We start from the raw sequence: 19,072 nt of genomic DNA on the forward strand, positions 1-19,072 counted from the left end.
CTCTAAATTTTTGTGCGTCATTCAGTAAAACTGAAATTCGCTGTTAGAACTCAATCTGTACGAGTGCCCACACAGATGATTGCTTCATATTTTTAAAGAACATATTCCGGTTACCCGGTGCGATAACTCGTCATCGCTGAGGGTTGTGCATTCTAATCACTTTCCTCTTTTTGTCAACACTCAGATTTAAAAGAAACTAAACTGAGTTTTATATGACTCATCAACATGTTGTTTAGCGTTTTATTTGCTGCCCGCCGTGTCGATGGATGCGCATTATAGGGAGATTCGAATGCGGCGCAAGCGCTTTTTATGATTTTTTTGAATTAATTTTTTACCCAACACAGCCTCACAAATACCACACAAGTTACCCACAAAAAGCTGTGGATAAAGCAATAATACTTAGAGTTGAAAGCCGTCATGTGCTAAATTACGCAACCTTATTTACCCGTTCTGCTATATCTATAATAAGGGTCGTAATCCAATGGCTGACTTTTTTAACACAATAAGCGGCTTGCTGTGGGGTCATATACTTATATACCTATTAATTGCAGCAGGTGTTTTCTTTACCCTCCGACTGGGTTTCATTCAGTTCACTCAATTCCCGTACATGATTAAGGTCATGGCAAACAGCCGAAGTGGCGCCAAAGATGGTATTTCCTCCTTCCAGGCGTTTTGTACCTCACTCGCCGCGCGGGTTGGTACTGGTAATATGGCAGGTGTTGCAGTTGCACTTTATCTCGGCGGACCTGGCGCTATTTTTTGGATGTGGCTGATCGCCCTCATCGGTATGGCGACCAGTTTTGCTGAAAGCGCCCTGGCTCAGCTATATAAGACCAAAGACGATGATGGCAATTTCCGCGGCGGTCCTGCTTATTATATGGAGTATGGCCTGAATAAACGTTGGATGGGTGTACTCTTTTCTTTGTGTCTGATCCTCGCGTTTGGCTTGGTGTTTAATGCCGTACAAGCAAACTCAATTGCAGCGGCATTTGAAGTCGCCTTTGATGTACCCAAGTACGTAATGGGTCTTCTGTTAGTCTGCGGCTCTGCTTTTATTATCTTTGGTGGCCTTAAAACCATCGCCCGCTTTGCTGAGCTCGCCGTACCATTTATGGCAGTCGCCTACTTATTGTTGGCAATCGTTGTGTGTGTAATGAACGCAAGCCAGTTGCCCGACGTTTTCATGTTAGTCATTAACAGCGCGTTTGGCTTTGAGCAAGCAGCAGGCGGTGCAATCGGTTATGCAGTGATGCAGGCAATGATCCAGGGGATTAAACGTGGCCTGTTCTCAAATGAAGCGGGTATGGGTAGTGCTGCAAATGCCGCGGCAAGCGCAACGCCTAATCCAAATCATCCGGCTTCGCAAGGCTATGTTCAAATGCTCGGCGTATTTGTTGATACTATTGTTATCTGTAGTGCCACCGCTGCCCTCATTTTACTGTCAAATCAATTGGTGCCCGAGTCTGGCGTTACTGGTATTCAGTTAACACAAGCCGCCCTGGTTGAGCATGTTGGCGAATGGGGCGGAATTTTCGTTGCCATTGCCATTCTATTCTTTGCTTTTACTTCTATCGTCGCCAACTATAGTTACGCAGAGACCAACCTGTTATTCCTGGAACATAATCACCCCAAAGGCCTGTTTATCTTTAGAGCCTGTGTGCTGGCCATGGTCATGTTTGGTGCTGTAGGCGAGCTTGGCCTGATCTGGACACTTGCCGATATCTCGATGGGCCTAATGGCCATTATCAACGTGATCGCACTGTTTATGATGTCGGGTATTGTTATCTGGCTTGCCAAAGACTACCGTAGCCAACTAAAACAAGGCAAAACCCCCGTTTTTGATCCTTCACAAAAACCTGAAGTATTAAAAACCCTGCCTAAAGGTATCTGGCACAAATAATCTGTACGGGAGGTAGTCACCCGGCTACCTCCCCTTTTCATTGTTCCTCATTAAGTAAAACTGTTCAACAAACCTCCGCCCAAACCCATTAAGTACAAATAACATTCAGTTGAAACAATTACTTATTGCCTTTCATCAAAAAATCATTATAGTGAAGCCCAAGTCGGCATATAGCGCAGCTTGGTAGCGCACTGTCATGGGGTGTCAGGGGTCGCAGGTTCAAATCCTGCTATGCCGACCATTCTTCTCCCCCTCCAGTTAAATACTTATTTTCGTTCTGTTCCTCTTTTAAGTTCTTTACAGCAACTGAAAGTCAAACCTTATTACTTCACATAGTTGTTTGCTTTAAACATTATATTCTTATTCGCAAGTAGACTGTGCAGCCTTTGCTGCGCCAAAAGCTTCTTTGGCAAGCGAGACGTGTTGTTTAATGACCTGATTAAGAAAAAAGAATAATGCATTCTGATTATCATGTTTGTATCAGCGTGTCGCATCCAGTCTTGCATGCCCATCAGTAGTCAGAGTAAAGCCATAATTACCGTAACCTGGCTTCAATAGTATCGGATCTCGAAGGGCTGCCTATTTAGTGTGCAAACGACCTGTAAAGGTATTGCCTTTGTGATAAAAATCATTATAGTGGCAACCAAGTCGGCATATAGCGCAGCTTGGTAGCGCACTGTCATGGGGTGTCAGGGGTCGCAGGTTCAAATCCTGCTATGCCGACCATTCTTCTCCCCCTCAGATTAAACACAAACAATCATTTCTCAATGCACTTATTGAAACTTCATAAATCAAAGCCCTAAAAAGCCCATTTTTTCTGGCTTCTGACTTCAGCTTGACAATAAAGTGGCTTACTGTCATTAATATTTGTGATTTATTTGAAAACTCAAAATTAAGGAAAGTAAATGAAAGCACTTAAAGTTAAAAAAACAAAGCTCAAAACACTGGTTGAACAAAATAAATCTCTTCCAAATAATATGACACCACAAGTTGGCGGTGGCATAACACCAACCATTATCCCCATTACAATCTCTATTAACCTCTGTCGTGAAGTGTAAGCTCAGATAACATTTGATTTGGTAAGCCTCGCAGGAGGCCTGCCAAATGTGCCCTATCAGCATAAAGAACGTTTGGTAGCGACAGTTTTTCACTCTTTGATACTTCTGGTGGTCAGCATTCAGCCCAACGTGACCCGCGCCTTTGGCTTTCGTCTCCCCTTGATTCTCACTAAGTTTTTTTACTCATCTTTCATTCTTAGCACGCCGCACTACCATTAAAAGAACGGTCGTGCTATAAATGGACATAAGGTAGCTGTGAGTAGTGTATGAGCAAAGGTAAGCAAACCCGCGATAACATTTTGAATGTGGCATTTAGGTTAGCCAGTGAAAATGGCCTAGAAAGCCTTACCATTGGTGAGTTGGCAAAGCAATGCGCTATGTCTAAAAGTGGCTTGTTTGCCCATTTTAATTCAAAAGAAAATTTGCAGGCGGCGGTAGTTGAATTTGCCAATGAGATATTTATACAACGCGTGATCGTCCCTGCCCGCTCTGATAACTGCCGCAATTATGAAGAGAAAATAAAGGCGCTGTTGCATCACTGGTTAAACTGGAATCAGTCGTTTCAGGGCAGCTGTATGTTTTTGGACGCCTGGCGAGAAAAGTGTGCTGATGAATCGGCCGCTCAGCAGGTGCTAAAGCAAGCAATTGCAAATTGGCTGACCTACTTACAGATCCAGATAGGCAAAGGTATAGAAAACCAAGAGTTTCGTGCCGATCTGCAACCAGAGCAAGCCACCTTTGAGCTATATGGCATGTACTTGAGTGCGCACTTATATCATTCAATGCATGGCCAGGCTGAAAGTACACAGCGATTCTGGCAAGGCGTAGCACGTTTAATACAAAGCTGGAAAATAGACCATTAAAGCGGTTTGATTAAAGCTAACTAAACAGGCTGAGTAATTTCAGCCTTTTTTTGAACACATTAATAGCACGACCGTTCGTTTTAAACTTATCAAGCTAAGGTGTTGTTTCGTGGAGGAACAGATATGAGTGACAAAATTTATTTTAAATCCGACAGCAGATTTAACTTCAAAAAGCATATGCTCAATGTGGCGACACGCGTGCACCACCGAATTGCACCCGGGCATGCTGAAAAAACGGCAACTAAACTCCTGCTCACGCCAGTGAGAGCTAAGCCCAAGCATGCTGCCCCGGCAGATCTCATCGAGGACAGTATCTCCTCAAAAGAAGGCTTGTTGAAAACCTACCGGGTTGGCAACGGGCCAGTCTGGGTATTAACCCACGGCTGGTCTGGCAGTGCGAACCAGTTTTTTCCGCTTATGCAGCATATCGCTGCGCAAGGCTATACGGCGCTTGCATTTGATCATCCGGCGCACGGAAACAGCGAAGGAGAAGTCGGCCACCTGCCCGGCTTTGTATCCGGGCTTGAAGCCGTGCTTGATAGCCTGGATGAAACACAAGGCGTGATTGCACACAGTATGGGTTGCGCCGCCGCCATTGAGTGTCAGCATCCCAAACTAAGCAATAAACCGTTGTTATTGATTGCCCCTGTTCTGGATTACGTCAGTAATCTGTTTGGCAGTATTGAACGCTCAGGGTATTCAATGCGTCTGTTCCGCAGTGTAGTCAGTAAGGTCGAAAACGAGTACAACTACCCAATGGCATCGGTCGACCCGTTCGAGAAATTAAAAAACAGAACTGCACACTGTATTATTGTCCATGATCAGCATGACCGGTTTGCGCAATTTACGGTGTCTAAACAGGCCGCTACACAAATGTGTCGGGTAAAACTTATCGAAACTCAGGGCCTGGGGCATGGCAGGATATTGCAAAGCCAGCAAGCGAAAGATGCGTTTGATGCGCTGATAAGGTGACGGTTTTTGTTTGCTTATGTGCCCCGTTATAGCACGACAATAAAGCCCGACTGAGGCCGGGCAAAATCATACCAATTAGCAGATATAGGCCGTGGGACAAAATGCAGGGGCCGTGTAACACGCACCGTAGTCTTTACTGTAAGCACTTGCGCCACCAGCAATGTCTTTGGTTTGCTGCGCATTTAAGTTGTTATCTGTGCTCAGCGTTTTTAACTTAACCTTTTTCAGTTTCATGTTGTTTCCTGTTGTATTTCTCTGTTGTTTAATCGAATGGTGATGACGGCACGCTTGTATGGCTATGCTCATCAGTTAAACAATGTGCTGAAATTAGCAACAAAAAACAAGGCAACCTAGGTGATTTTTCGACCTTACTTTTTAGGTACTTGTTTTTTATCTTATTTATTCTATTGAAATTTTATCACGCAATCTTAAATGACAGCGCTAGATTTATGTACTATGCGCACAGTCAGATTGTGTCTATATTTACAAGCAAAGATACCGGCCAGTCAGTCAAAGAACGTTTTAAAATAGTCCCACAGCCCTAAAGATTCATCCGCAAAAATATCTATCCCCAGCCAGGATTTAAGCAAATAGAGAACAACGAGTACCACTGCGACCAAGATCACGCCCACTATCAGTAAGCTGATCAGGAACATAATGGCCGCTGTGATCCGCTCTGTATTGCTCAGGCTGCGTTTATTCACCCCACCCAGGAACACAATATAGAAACTCCAGGGCAAAAATGGCATCACCAGTGTTGGCCTGAAATCAATAGCATGGTTGTTCCAGCCGCGAGTATTTATGGCTTTATGCAAGGCTTTACGCTGTTTGTAGCTAAAGCTCGCCGCAATCTCAGGATCCATCTTACTCAGCAGCTGCTTAACATGAGTATACTCTTGATTAGAACGGTTCTGCGTCATTTAGCCTCCTTATCCGCCGCTTGTAGGTTAGCAGCACGGCAATTGATTAGACGTGGACAATTAAACATAAATCCAAAGTAAGCCTTTTTGGACACACTCAACGCCATGGTGGTTGTTTCGTTAAGTTTAGACGCAGACGAAGCACTATCAATAATTCAGAAAACCGTATTCCTTAACATGTGAGAGCGCAATTATGGCAATCAGAAACTTGTCAATTGAATGCTTCTGTAGGTAACTGCACTACACCTATGCTCCTTTGGCTACAAATTCCGCTGCACCTTATGCAAATTGGGGATCTCATCAGTGTTAAATTTATAAATGGGTGTCTGTGATACCTATCTGTGATACCTACGGCTCATGTTAGCCATCTTCGCGCTGCAGCATCTTTAGTAACGTTGTACCAGAAGAGGTAATACCATCTGCACCTGCGTTGATGACAGCTTCTCTGAGGTGCGTTGCTGCCCATCCACCGCAGAATATATAAAACGGGATCTCGCCATTTGCCTTTCTGATAAACTGCGCAAAATACCTCCGCGTTGTGTTTTAGTAGATCCCGGCTCGCAAGCGTCCGGGATGACGACTAAGTATGTAGGTTAAGCCCCACAAAAGTTCCTCAGCTTTTTAAACAGCTATAGGCTCGTGCACTCGCGGGGTAACAGAGGAGTATATGAATCACTTACACATAAGTCCCCAGTGTCGCATATTAGCGGGTCCAAGTTCTCAAACGCCCGGGAAGGTGGAAAAGTAGTTTGCTAACCGTGCCTCTTCAAACTGAACAAAACCTCTTCTCTCTTGCGCTAGACAACACGCTCAGTAAACGCGACTTTAAAGCTTGTGCCGCCTTGCTCGTTTTTGCAGGTGACGGTGAGTTTGGCGTTATGAAAATCTACGACCTCTTTAACGATAGACAAGCCTAACCCACTGCCGGTGAGGGTAGATTGTTCCTGTCGCCAGAAGCGCTCGAACAGGCGATCGTAATATTGCGATTGGATCCCGGGGCCATTGTCGCTCACCTCCAGTTCAGTAGCTGTAACCTTCACCTGAATTTTGGCTTTGTCTTGTGAATGTTTTAGCGCATTTTCGACCAGATTTTTGATCATGATGTGTACCGCAGCTTTGTCTGCCAGGATCTGATCTGTGGCAGCGTCAGTATCCAGGCTGAGCTCCTTGTCAAACTGCACTGCCAGTGGGGCCAGCATCATGCACACTTCCTGTGCCAGTGCTGATAAGCTCACAGGGACTTTGTTGTACACCACAAAGTTTTGGGCACGAGAAAGGTCTAACAGTTGCTGTACCACCCGGGTCATATAGGCTACGTCGTTGACGATTTCTTCGCGGATCTGGGGGGCAATATCGGCCAGCTGAACTCGGGTATTGAGCACAGCAAGCGGGGTTTTAAGCTCATGCGCGGCGTTTGCAACAAAGCGCTTTTGCTCATCAAAGCCGCCCTCCACCCGCTCCATGGCCTGGTTCAGTGAATTCACTATGGGCTGAATTTCATGGGGAAGCCCTTCGTTACTGAGCCTGAAACTCAGTTGCTCGGGTTTGATCTGCTTTAACTGCCCCGCCACGGTTTTTACCGGTTGTACTACCGAGCGCACCGACAAATATCCAACCAGCATAAACACGCCAAACGCCGCGAAAATAGTGATGGCGGTAACCCGGTTCAGTGCAGGGATCACCGCTTCGTTGGCAAGCTCAGTGATCAGGTCGTTACGTGCCATATCCACCCACAGTGCCTGACCGTTCAGCGTCAGCCCGGTGCGAAATCGATCAACCCCACCCAGGTGAGAGTAACCAATCGGAATGCTTTCAGTTAGCGCATTGAGCGCGGCTGAGCCTTGGTCACTGTTCACAGACTGAAGCAGCACCACATTGTCAGCTGCGCGGATAACCCGAAACGCAAAATTATTGTACAGAGCGTCGTAGCCCCACTTTTCTATCACGCTGTCTGGGGCATAAATAAGCTGCTGTTGCTCAAAACGCAGGGCGTCTGCCACATCTTCACTCATACCTTTCATGCTGACTTCCAAAGCCAGATTGGCATAGTTCATCGAAAACAGGTGTAAGATCACACCAATGCCGGTAAACACCACAGAGCCAATCAGTATAAAGTGCAGGTAAATCTTGCGGGCTAATGAGTTTTTGATGATCTTCATGCCAGTATGTACCCTATGCCGCGAAGTGTTTTAATGGTCACGCCCGCTTGTGTGCCGTCGAGTTTTTTACGGATCCGGTGCACCGCCACCTGTAACGCGTTATCGGTCACTTCAAACCCCATGGCGTAGATGGCATCGTACAGTGCGTCTTTGCCCACCGTAAGGCCTACATGACGTAGCAGATATTCCAGAATAGCCACTTCGGTTTTGCCCATGGAGAGATTTTCACCGTCCACTGTCACCCGTCGAGATTTTGGGTCAAGAGAAAGATTGCCATGAGATAACAAGGTGCCCGTATACTGGCTGGGGCGACGCAATAAAGCACGCATTCGCGCCAGCAACTCACCGATGTCGAATGGCTTGTTGATATAATCATCTGCGCCCAGGTCCAGCCCGGCAATGCGGTCATCAACACTACCCCGTGCCGTTAAGATCAAAACGGGAATTGGGTTGTCTGCCCCGCGCAATGTGGCAATCACATCCAGTCCGTCTTTATCAGGCAGACCCAGATCCAGAATAATAGCATCGTAGTGCCATAGGGCCATCTGATCATGCAGTGCACCGGCGCTTGTCGCGATATCGGCGGCATAGCCTTCTTTAGTCATGGCCTGCTGAATAAAGCTGGCCAGTTGCAGGTTATCTTCGGTGATCAAAATGCGCATACTACTCTCTCCTTTGTGCAACTTAGCTGTGTTTTTCTCTTTATTCCGTGCATGTGTTACCCAGACTCGGTTTGTATTCTGGCAAGCCCTTGTTGCGCCTGGGCAATAACACGCTCAGCAGCACCGGGATGACCACCAGCACCAGAATGGTCGATGTGAGCAAGCCGCCAATCACAGCCCAGGCCAGCGGTGGCCACAATGGACTGCTGGCTGAGGTTAGCGGCAGCATACCCACTATGGTTGTCACCGAAGTCACTATAACAGGGCGGACCCGATTTTGTACCGATAAAACAATTGCCGCCTGAGTGTTCTGTCCGGCTCTTACGTATAACAAAGTGCCGTCGATCAATAAGATAGCATTATTCACCACGATCCCGGCCAGCGACAGAATGCCCAGCACCGACATAAATCCGAACGGCACCTGCACCAGGCTCAGCATAGCGGGGGCACCAATGATGGCAAACGGGATACTGAGCATCACCAGTAAGGTTAAACGCAATGAGTTAAATTGCAGTATCAGAGCGATAAAAAGCAGCAGCGCGCCGAGCGGCAGGGTTTTAAACAATGCACTGTTCGCCTCATCTGATTCCGCCATTTCGCCTCCCAACTCCAGCTCAAGGCCATGGCGTTCAGCAATGTCTGTCAACACTGGCGTAAGCTCTGTCAATAATTCGGCCTCGTCCACACCAGGTGCCACTTCGCTGATCAGTTTAACCACTGGTACTCCGTTTCTGCGCGCCAACACCGCCTGCTTGCCAATTATCTGCGGATCTGCCAGTGCATGCACGGGCACCGCTTTATCAAGTAAGGGCGTCAGTACACCGGTATTCATCATATCTATGCTGTCATGGCTGGAATCTGGGTCGTACAACACAACGGATGTTGGCTCGTTGTTAAAGCTCACGTGCGTCATGGTTAAGCCCGCGCTACGCCAGGCCAAATAATCATTGAGCTGACGCTCAGTCAGACCAAACTGGCTGATACGCTGTTGATCAAACGCCATCATCAGCTGTGGCACAGCACTTGAGTAGGCTTTACCAGGTTTATCAAAACGCGGATCGGCGTTGAGCACCGCAAATACCTCTTCGCCAGCCTGGCGCAGTACGCTATAATCCTCACCGCTCAGCCACACCACTACTGTACTTTCCAGCGGCGGCCCCTGCCCCAGCTCTCGGGCACGCAGGACTGCTTCTGGGTAATCTCGTTGCAAACGGGTATTTAGCTGCTTAACCAGCTGGCTCATGTCGGTATTTGCTTGTGCGCTCAGTACCACCCGGCCGATATGGCTTTCATCCGGCTTTTGGGCAAGGTTGTAGTAAAAGCGCGGACCAGAGAAACCACTGAAAACCAAAGTACGCTCGATGTTCGCATGGGCATTGATGTCCTCAGCAATTCGGTTCAGCGTACTGGCCGTTAGCAATTTGTGGCTCCCCATGGGTAGCTCTACGTCTACTATGGCCTGATTCCGGTTGGTTTTTGGAAAGAATTCGCCCTCTGCCTGCGGCAGCGACATGAGCCCGACGCACAGCCCAAAGGCCGCAACCAAAGTCAGCGCTTTATGTTGCAGCGTAAACTGCGACAAAGCCAATGCCCCTTGCTCTAGTTTAAGTTTCAGTTGCTGCTGCCAGCGTGAGGCCTGAGATTTGCGCTCAGGAAAATAGCGATTGAGTAATGGCACCAGGGTAAGAGCAATAGCATAGCTGGCTACAATGCACAGAATAACCATCACTGGAATACTGGCAATAAAATCGGCCACACTGCCCTTGGCCATCAGCATAGGTAAAAATGCGGCAACTGTGGTAACTGTTGCTGCGCATAACGGGCGCCACAGCTCAGTGATACTGTCTATTGCGCTCTGTAGGGGAGCAGCTCCGGATAACACATGGCGATTAAAGCGCTCGGCAACCACAATGCAGTTGTCGACCATCAGGCCTAACGACAAGATTAGCCCGGCAATCGTCATCTGGTGCAATACGCCATCCATAGCACTGAATGCCGCTACAGCCGTGAGTGTGATCACCACCACCGCAATACACACACTGGCGGCCCCGCTGGCAGACAAAAAAACGAACAAAATAACGGCGATGGCAACCAGGCTCAGCATTAACGATTGCATCAGCGCATCTTTGCGCTTTTTGGCCCACTTCGGCTGGAACAATTCGACTCTTACAGTGTCTGCACCATGAGTGTGATTGAAGCGTTCAACCAGCTGGATTACTTGTTCACCCGCCTGAGCAATGCGGATCCGGTTAGGCACTAGGGTCACCGCGACCCCAACTTGCTGTCGACCATTGACCCAAAAAGACTCGCGGGCTTGTGGATCGGTGCGATAGTGGATGTCTGCCAAAGTGGCCAGCGGTAATTGCTGACCCTGAGCCGTTGCAATGAGCGTGTTTTTTAGCTCAGCGACTGAATCAAGCTGAGCCACGGGAGATAAATTTAGATTCGCCCGGTCCTTGGTGATGCTGGCGACCGATTCTATGTTATTCGCCTGGGCAATACGCTGGGCAATCTGTAGCGGTGTGATACCGGTTTGCAGCATAGATTGCTGTGCAAAAGCCACGCCCAGCTGCTGGCCCGGATCGCCCACCAGCTGGGCATTGCGCACCGTACTGAGCGCTAGGAGTTGATCGCGCAGCGCAATAGCAAGTTGTCGCTCCTGTAGCAAATCTCCCCGGCTGCCAACCGACAAAAAAATGCCCTGGGTGTCCTGCACACGATCCAGGATGGTTATGGACAGCGATGGATTGCTCTGGCGGATTGGCGCAACACCTTCTTTGATCCTTTGCCAGACCTCATCCGTGTTGTACACGGTTTCTTTCAGCTCTATATCCAGCGACGCTACGCCATGCTGAACCTGCGCGCTGTAGTTCTGGATTTCGTCTATCTGTGCCAAAACGCGCTCCAGCGGGCGGACATAACGCTGTGCCAGCGATTGTGCTTCCAGACCACTGGCATTGAGCACAATCAGGCCATTGCGATAGGGAAAACTGGGATCTTCCTGCTCAGGGGCACTAAACCAGCCTCCGATGCCGGTAAGACACAAGATGCAGACAAGGCCCAGGATCAGGCGTGGGGTAACAAACCAGGGCGTGCTCATCACAACTTACTCCCTATTTAATGTATGGTTTTGAGACAGGCGGCTATGTGCAAACACCAGAGCCGGTGAGTCGAGCGGGTCAATGCTGCTCACCAGAATATGATTTGCTCGCCCCGTCACAACCTGCACGTGCTGGCGTTGTTCAGGGGCCGATTGCAGCACCACATAAGGCTGGCTGGCTTCGTCATAATGCAAAACACCGCCAGGTAACCGGTATAGAGGCTGATCGGATAATGGAATGTGTAACTGGGCATTGAGACCCATCCAGCCTGGTTCAGGCGTTTCCAGTTGTACCTTGAGAAAAAAGAACGGCGAGCGAGATCCCAGCGGTAGCGCACGTTCAACAACCTGGCCCCGAACGGTTTGCTTGAGCGCAGGCACAAACACCTCGACCTTCTGTTGCTCTGCCATGGTAAGTGCAACCTCTTCGGGGATGGCAAAGCGCGCATGCAGCGCATCAGCCGCCTGAAAATTCAGTACCGTCTGCCCGGCCTTTGCGTACTCTTTTTGGCGCACTAAGAGGTCACTCACGACCCCGTCGAATGGCGCACTAATGGTTAGCTCGGCAAGCTGATTACGTGCAGCATTCAGCTCGGCCTGTACCTTGTTTACTTGCTGATAAGCCATGTCCAGATCGCGACGAAGCTTATCCATCTGCGACTGAGTTTGCAGGTTACGTTTTACCAGCGCTTCGGTACGCTCAAACTCTGCGCGGGTATTTTTATACGCCGCATTGGCCCGCAAGCGCTCTGCCTGTGCCTGCTCCAGCATGGCATTGGCCTCGGGGTCGTAAAGTTCCATCAGTACAGTGCCGCGCGTTACAAACTGCCCGGCACGTACCCAGAGCTTTTCTACCCTGCCTGATTTTAGCGCGGCTAGCTGAGTGTCTTCAGCCCCCTCTATCTGGCCGTAAAATACTTTTTTTGGTACATCCACCACCCGTTCAGGCAACACAGTGGCAGGTTGAATAATAGCGGGCTGATTAGGCTCAGCCTCAACATACGCTTCGCGCTGCTGATCCTGACAGCCAAGCATAGCTGCCAGACTCAGCAGAATAAGGGGTTTAGAAGACATAGACATACCCCAACAACAATTGTGCGCCACCAGATTGCTCAATCAGTGGAGAGTCTTTGATCTCACTTCCATAAGCGGTATAGCTCAGATCTACCTTGAACATATGATTTTTACCGAAAAACCAATCACTGGAGACACCCACCTCAAAGTTCATGCTAGCTTCCCCGACATAAGCCATACGACCGGCACGTTGCTCGTTAGGTAAAACACCATAGTAATAGTCAACCAGATCTTCACTGAGATAACTGGCAGACACGTACGGCACAATGCGGCCATCGCCCGCAGTAAACGGTATGCCATAGCTTACGCTTGCCTCATACCCTTCATGCGTGCTGGTCATATCGTGCATAAAAGAAAAGCCAAACTCGCCGACTTTGGTATCCAGCTCAGCTTCAAAACCAAAATCAAAGCTCATATCTCTGTCTTCCATTCCCAGGAAAATGTCACCGTCGGCTTCTTCATAGCCATCCAGCCTCAACTGACCGACAAGCGACAGCTCAATATTGTCCTGCTGCCAGACTTTATAGTTGGCGCGCGGACCCAGTAATGAAAAGTTGCCATACTGAATAGCCAGAGCTGGCACCAAAATCGTTTCGTTACCTACACCCGTGTAACCCTGATCCTGGGATACCACCGCCGCGCCAACGCCCCACTGAATACCCGGTTTTTGCTCATCAGCAAGGGCAGAAAAACTCATAAGTGCCAAAGAAATCAAAGAAACTGTTTTGTTCATGACTGTGCTCCGTTTATTGAACTTATTGGGTCGGACAACGTGTTTGTCCGGGGTTAAGTAAAATTTAAGGGAACAAACTTTCTTGAAACTTACAGGATGGAAATTTTTGAGAAATGCTATGTTGCTGACAACCAAGGTGAGACAAATAAGGCTTTATACCAACCATGAAAAGAGTGTTGGCGAAAAAGATAGCCAGGTGCCTGCTTGACGAATTACCACATACAGAAGGAGAGATTTTTGGAAGTATAACTCGCTTAGATAGTTGTTTTTCTCAGGCTCTACGCACCTTCGACAGCTGATACCTGTGTTGCCACTCATATATTGCAAGTAAAACAACAAAGCCACCTTCGAGGCCGACAAATAACAACCCTACAAGGCTTGCGGTGTGAGCAAACAGCAAAATAACAATGACACACACGACCATCCATAAAGCATTTGCCATTGCGAGTATTGAGATTGAAATAGGTTTGCGGTTGCCTGAAAAAGCGAGTGATAATGCATAACTTCCATAACAAACATTTGCAATCGCGAAAAAATGAATCAGTGAAACAGGCAAGTTATACAAATTGCTGATCCAGCCTTGCAGAAAAAACATGAGCAAACCCACCGTTAAACCGGCAGTGCCATCTAAGTGCAAGATACTCAGTGTTTTAATGGATTTCATCCCTGGCGCCTAACCCCCAGTTGAATAATGCGCAGCGCAATTGTCACTGCAAACTACCTTCAACACTTAAAACGGCGTACTGTTGAAGCTCTACGCAACGGTTCCGTTTACAGGCCTTGTACTGAGAGCTCGTCAAGGTCTGCTTCCGTGAAATTTGCTTTAAATGTAAAAGCATATGGCGTATCGCCGTTTTCACGCAAATGCTGAAGGCGAGACAAAGCTTCTTGTACCGTTGGTATATGACCGTCTTCAACCCACCATAACACATAGCTATCTTCCGCCAGTCGGTGAAACCATTCGCTTTTTCGACGCATGAAATCTCTATGGCCCGTGCGAAACATAAAGTTTTTGAGTGAGTTGGTATTTTCCCAAACAGACATGTTTACTATCATATTTGGATCATCAAACAGCCTAATGCTGGTAGCATCACCGCTATCGTCTTTTAAACGCCAGATAAAGCCTTCACTTTCTTCAGCTATACCATTCACTAAATCCAGATTGTCTACAAACTCTTTAATTTCTGGTGCATCCAAAGGGTATTTGGCAAGCGCAATATTTAACTGTGCTAATTTCATGTTATTGCTGTCCTTCGTCGATAAATGAATAATGCGTAAGTCTGGTGCATTTAGGAATGCCACGAGTAACATTCCCACACCTGACTTGTCGCAGCTTTAACTATTTTTATACGCTGCATACCAACCGCCAGAAATGACGAATTTTGGAAACGTATAAAGTTGCTCCAGTAGGATACGAGTAACCGCATTTAGGAGCCCTGTAAATGGCTCTGGTGGTAATGCTTCTTCGTTATGGCCGATCCCTTGAACCGCCAGCGAAACCGCCATCAATAAAATAGAAACTACCAGTAGTAATACACTAAAATTGAAGACCGTAAAGAACAATAATACTGAACCTGCTATAAAAATAGGTACTGCAAAAATATGCAACCACAAATTGGAACGCGACTTATGAAACTTAGCGTACCCTTCCCATTGCCATTTTATGATGTCTTTGATTGGCATAATCTCTCCTTAACCCTAAACGCTCTGGCTTTGATGCGCGCACAGTACATGTGTTCGCTATTTTAACTGCCCCTGCCCGCACGCCCTATATGGCTGATGCCATTTACGCTGAGAGGAATTGATTTCGATAAATGACCGCAGATTTGAACCCAATGTAACGCTATCCAATCCCTGTCTGAACAATATGTTCACGCATATCATTAGAGCCTCTTTTGTGCCGTCTTGCAAAATGCTTTAGTACTGATATAACTTGGTTTGCGCCATTTTGTATTTGGCGTCTATCCCATTGACGATAAGTTATTTTCAAAGAGCCACTGCGACATAAAACAACCTTACCACAAAAAGGTACGAGCGCAATTGGGTATCTGTGCATACCTTGCATGAAACAACCAAAACGGGCTGATACAGCTAAGCGATACCCATTCCAAAACCAGCCGCTCAGTCGATGGCAGTATGCTGATACCAACCAATATACAACTTTAGTGAAAACATGTTGAAAAACTCTGTTACATAATAACTATGCCCCAGATTGGGCCACCCTTACTATCCAAGAGCATGAAAAATCAATATAGAACAACACGTTAATTAAATTAAAGGCTGACGTTTGACTCTACTTTGAATCCTAAGAAAAGAATTGACTGTTAACTTAGTACAGCTTGTGTAGATAATCGGGTAAAACAACAATAAAAGGACAATTCATGTTTAAGCGCACTCTCTTATCTACTGCCATTTTTCTTTCTCTTACTGCTTCAGCAAATATGGGCGAGGACTACCGCTTAGCCAAGGTTGCCAAACCTATACAACAACATGTTAGTTTAGATGTAGACCCATCTAAAGCGCGTTTTTCAGGGCAAACAGTCATTGAAATTCAGGTTTTAGAAGAGACTCAATTTATTGAATTGAATGGGCTAGATTACGCCATTGAATTTGCTAAACTACTCGGCGATAAGCAATGTGATCTAAAAGACACAATGTTGAAGACAGGCAAGGTAAAACTCGCTTGTGACACACTGATCCCTAAAGGGAAATACACCTTAAAAATTGCATTCGATGCGCCTTATAATCGCCAGAGCGTAGGCCTGTATAAGTCGATAGACAGAGGCGTACCATACCTCTTTACACAGTTCCAGATGAGTGATGCAAGGCGTGCGTTCCCTGTATTTGATGAGCCTGAATTTAAAATCCCGTTTCAGCTCACCATTACCGCTCCCTCTTCGCAAAAAGTTTATGCGAATACGCCCGTAATTAAGACCAGTTCAAACGATGGGAAAACAACCCACTACTTTGATAAAACACCGCCTCTGTCATCTTACTTAGTTGCACTGGCTGTCGGACCTTTTGAAGAAACACCTGTTGAAAAAATGTCTATTCCGGGCAATATAGTAACGCCGCATGGAAAGATTGACCTTGCTCACTCTGCAATTAAAGAAACACCTAAAATACTTCAAGCATTAGAGCAGTACTTTGACATCCCTTATGCGTATAAAAAGCTCGATCAAGTCGCATTACCCGAGTTTCCTTATGGTGCAATGGAAAACGCAGGGTTAATTACCTACCGCGAAGAAATTCTACTTATTGACCCATTTATTCAGCCTCGCAATGAATTCAATACACATTTATACGTTATTGCACATGAACTCGCACATCAATGGTACGGTAACTTAGTAACCTTGAAATGGTGGAATGACATGTGGCTGAACGAAGCATTCGCCACTTGGATCGGTGGAAAAGTGGTCACCAAATTATATCCTGAGTTAGAACGTGATTTATTGCTACCGCAGCATACTGCCATGTTGAGAGATGCCATGATCACCACTAAACCTATTCGTAAGCCCATAAACAGCTCAGACGATATTATGGATGGGCTAGGCCTTGCCTACTCTAAGGGCAGTGCTGTTCTTAGTATGGTTGAAGAATGGATAGGCCATGAAACCTTCCAGCAAGGCATGCGTAATTACATCAAAAAATATGCCTTTAAAAATGCAGAAGCAAAAGATTTATGGTCTGAACTTGAAGCTGTCTCTAAAAAAGATGTTCCGGGTGTTTTAGGGTCTTTTGTTTCTCAATCATCCTTCCCTTTAATCGACTTTACTCAGTCAGGCAAAACTATCACTCTGAGCCAGACTCGATTTTTACCAAAAGGTCAACAAGCCAAAGAGCAACTTTGGCAAGTGCCGGTCTCTATCAAATATGGCGATAACAAAGGCAATGTAGCCACAAAAAGAGTACTGCTAACTAAGCAAACTCAATCGGTTACACTCGATTTTGAACCTACCTGGGTGTACCCTAATGACAATGCCATTGGCTACTACTTATGGTCTATGCCAGAGGCGCAATATCAAGCAGTGTTGACACAGGCCGATAAAGCTTTAAACACGCGTGAGAAGCTCTCTTTAATTGAAACAACCAAGCAACTTATGGATGCAGGTAAAATTAATGCCTATACCCTACTCGCTTCTCTTAACACATTCACTAACGATCCCCATCCAAAGGTTGCGGCCAATGCGTTAAAAGGGATTGTAAGTAATATGCGCACCTTCGAAACAGAAAAAAATCAATCTCAGTGGCAGTCTTTAATTTCTCAAAAAGTATCTGATACAATCGAGCGGTATGGCTTCGAGAAACAAGTTGGCGAGTCTGATACGGTTTCCGAGCTAAGAGCAATGGTATTTAAGCTAGCGGCTTTTGAACTACAAGATCCCAACATTATCGCAGAAGCACAGAAGCAAACAACTCAGTTTTTTAAAGACCCCAGTAAAGTTGATCCTTATTTAACCAATACTTACCTTGAAATTGCGGCTTACTTTGGCGATCAGGCACTGCTCAACCAATTTAAATCAACAATTGAACAGACAGCTATTCCCAGTGTTCGCGTAAAGTTATTATCTGCTCTCGGTTACTTTAACCAGCAGAACCTTCAGGCCCAAGTACAAAGCTACTTATTAACAGATAAATTAACGGCATCAGATACGCCTACAGTACTGAGAGGATTAAGTTATCGCCCTGAACGAAAAGCAAAAATGAACCAGTGGATTTTTGAAAATTTTGAACAAGTTGCACAACGAGTTCCGCCTTATGTAGTTGCTTATTTCCCGTATATTTCAATGCCAAAATGCCAGGAGAAAGGCTTTAAGGATATTAAGTCATTCTATGAAGCAAAAGTGGAGGTATTCCCTGGGATTGGTAAAAGTTTACCCGCAGCAGAACTCAGATTAAACACTTGCTTATCTTTACAAAAAAGAGAGCTTGCTTCGGCTGAGCGCTTCTTAAAGCAGTTATAAACGTCATTTGGAGTAATAGGTCCCTCCTATTACTCTCTTTTTATTGCAACCCAGCCAATTTGAGTAGAAGTTGCCACAACAAGCTGAAAAACAGACAACCTTGAACTCGATACACAGAGACGGAACAATGTGGGAAGCGTCAAATGCTGGAATTTAGCTATTGACGCCATAATCTCTTGTTATGCGCGATGTACACTACAGTTAAAGCAACCGGGATTAGCATTGTGAATATGTATGTATTCAACCTCATGGTTTAAAAGCTGCTTTCTAATACCGGGCTCCAGTTCGGCGCCTTGTAATATCTCTGCATGAATCATAATTTGCTGTTTATTATAAGCTCTTATGGAAAGCAGTCTTTCTCTTAATATCTCAGGTATTTCGTTAATGTTCAGCTTTGCTTTTATAGCATTTTCTCGAACAAAAATCGGACCAGATGCGCGGTAAGGTGAATCAGCGTTATGATGTAAATAGGGCAATGCTAAAACCCTTTCCCCTATATTTGCTTCTATCAATGACACCCTACACGGGTAACCTGGGTTCGCATCGGCCGTTATCCATTTAGCATTGTGATTTTCCAATTCTTGCTCATTTAAACTCAAAAGTTCGGAAAAGCTGTGCTTATCAATCCCATTAATCCTAAAATCAGTCTTTGTACTGGTCAAGTCCA

Annotated in this window: 16 protein-coding genes and 2 tRNA genes; 7 read left to right on the forward strand and 11 right to left on the reverse strand. The window is 46.3% G+C overall.

The window, feature by feature from the left end:
* Nucleotides 1-481 precede the first annotated feature (481 nt).
* The 6 genes from C3B51_RS10105 (at nucleotide 482) to C3B51_RS10125 (ending at nucleotide 4,793) form a co-directional block, all read left to right on the forward strand.
* Entirely contained in the window at nucleotides 482-1,900 is a 1,419-nt protein-coding gene (locus tag C3B51_RS10105; protein ID WP_130244957.1) for an alanine/glycine:cation symporter family protein, read from the forward strand.
* Nucleotides 1,901-2,064: 164 nt separating this feature from the next.
* Nucleotides 2,065-2,141: transfer RNA gene (locus tag C3B51_RS10110), tRNA-Pro, on the forward strand.
* 408 nt (nucleotides 2,142-2,549) lie between these two features.
* Nucleotides 2,550-2,626 (forward strand) — tRNA-Pro (locus C3B51_RS10115).
* Nucleotides 2,627-2,805: 179 nt separating this feature from the next.
* Nucleotides 2,806-2,958, forward strand: a complete 153-nt coding sequence (locus tag C3B51_RS23570; RefSeq protein ID WP_164519322.1) for a hypothetical protein — start codon at nucleotides 2,806-2,808, stop codon at nucleotides 2,956-2,958.
* A 266-nt stretch (nucleotides 2,959-3,224) separates the two neighbouring features.
* A complete protein-coding gene (locus C3B51_RS10120; RefSeq protein ID WP_130244958.1) occupies nucleotides 3,225-3,821 on the forward strand; it encodes a TetR/AcrR family transcriptional regulator in 597 nt (198 codons plus the stop codon).
* 123 nt (nucleotides 3,822-3,944) lie between these two features.
* The gene (locus C3B51_RS10125) at nucleotides 3,945-4,793 is read left to right on the forward strand and encodes an alpha/beta hydrolase (RefSeq protein ID WP_130244959.1); all 849 of its coding nucleotides are present in this window, start codon (nucleotides 3,945-3,947) and stop codon (nucleotides 4,791-4,793) included.
* 75 nt (nucleotides 4,794-4,868) lie between these two features.
* On the opposite strand, the gene C3B51_RS23575 is transcribed toward C3B51_RS10125, so the two are convergent.
* The 10 genes from C3B51_RS23575 to C3B51_RS10170 form a co-directional block, all read right to left on the reverse strand.
* Complete coding sequence (locus tag C3B51_RS23575; protein WP_156158749.1) at nucleotides 4,869-5,027, reverse strand: hypothetical protein; 159 nt, start codon at nucleotides 5,025-5,027, stop codon at nucleotides 4,869-4,871.
* A gap of 272 nt (nucleotides 5,028-5,299) precedes the next feature.
* The gene (locus C3B51_RS10130; RefSeq protein ID WP_130244960.1) at nucleotides 5,300-5,713 is read right to left on the reverse strand and encodes a hypothetical protein; all 414 of its coding nucleotides are present in this window, start codon (nucleotides 5,711-5,713) and stop codon (nucleotides 5,300-5,302) included.
* A 797-nt stretch (nucleotides 5,714-6,510) separates the two neighbouring features.
* Nucleotides 6,511-7,872: a sensor histidine kinase gene (locus tag C3B51_RS10135; RefSeq protein WP_130244961.1), complete on the reverse strand. Its 1,362-nt coding sequence runs from the start codon at nucleotides 7,870-7,872 to the stop codon at nucleotides 6,511-6,513.
* Nucleotides 7,869-8,534, reverse strand: coding sequence for a response regulator (locus tag C3B51_RS10140; RefSeq protein WP_125721949.1), 666 nt, complete (start codon nucleotides 8,532-8,534; stop codon nucleotides 7,869-7,871). Before C3B51_RS10140 ends, C3B51_RS10135 begins: the two co-directional genes overlap by 4 nt.
* Before the next feature lie 40 nt (nucleotides 8,535-8,574).
* On the reverse strand, nucleotides 8,575-11,634 hold the full coding sequence (locus tag C3B51_RS10145; RefSeq protein WP_130244962.1) for an efflux RND transporter permease subunit: 3,060 nt from the start codon (nucleotides 11,632-11,634) through the stop codon (nucleotides 8,575-8,577).
* A 6-nt stretch (nucleotides 11,635-11,640) separates the two neighbouring features.
* Nucleotides 11,641-12,708, reverse strand: coding sequence for an efflux RND transporter periplasmic adaptor subunit (locus tag C3B51_RS10150; RefSeq protein WP_164519323.1), 1,068 nt, complete (start codon nucleotides 12,706-12,708; stop codon nucleotides 11,641-11,643).
* Nucleotides 12,698-13,441 carry a MipA/OmpV family protein gene (locus C3B51_RS10155; RefSeq protein ID WP_125721955.1) on the reverse strand — a complete coding sequence of 248 codons (744 nt, stop codon included), beginning with the start codon at nucleotides 13,439-13,441 and terminating at the stop codon, nucleotides 12,698-12,700. The genes C3B51_RS10150 and C3B51_RS10155 overlap by 11 nt, the downstream gene beginning before the upstream one ends.
* A gap of 271 nt (nucleotides 13,442-13,712) precedes the next feature.
* Nucleotides 13,713-14,105 carry a hypothetical protein gene (locus tag C3B51_RS10160; protein WP_125721957.1) on the reverse strand — a complete coding sequence of 131 codons (393 nt, stop codon included), beginning with the start codon at nucleotides 14,103-14,105 and terminating at the stop codon, nucleotides 13,713-13,715.
* A 107-nt stretch (nucleotides 14,106-14,212) separates the two neighbouring features.
* Nucleotides 14,213-14,680, reverse strand: coding sequence for a DUF3291 domain-containing protein (locus C3B51_RS10165; protein ID WP_130244963.1), 468 nt, complete (start codon nucleotides 14,678-14,680; stop codon nucleotides 14,213-14,215).
* 96 nt (nucleotides 14,681-14,776) lie between these two features.
* Complete coding sequence (locus tag C3B51_RS10170) at nucleotides 14,777-15,124, reverse strand: terminase (protein ID WP_130244964.1); 348 nt, start codon at nucleotides 15,122-15,124, stop codon at nucleotides 14,777-14,779.
* 698 nt (nucleotides 15,125-15,822) lie between these two features.
* Between C3B51_RS10170 and C3B51_RS10175 the strand changes: the two genes are divergently transcribed.
* Nucleotides 15,823-18,405: a M1 family metallopeptidase gene (locus C3B51_RS10175; protein ID WP_130244965.1), complete on the forward strand. Its 2,583-nt coding sequence runs from the start codon at nucleotides 15,823-15,825 to the stop codon at nucleotides 18,403-18,405.
* A gap of 179 nt (nucleotides 18,406-18,584) precedes the next feature.
* On the opposite strand, the gene C3B51_RS10180 is transcribed toward C3B51_RS10175, so the two are convergent.
* Nucleotides 18,585-19,072, reverse strand: a 488-nt coding sequence (locus tag C3B51_RS10180) for a DUF1203 domain-containing protein (RefSeq protein WP_346427716.1), incomplete at its 5' end; no start/stop codon positions are given.

This window comes from Pseudoalteromonas rubra (assembly GCF_004212645.1).
Lineage (GTDB): Bacteria > Pseudomonadota > Gammaproteobacteria > Enterobacterales > Alteromonadaceae > Pseudoalteromonas > Pseudoalteromonas rubra_G.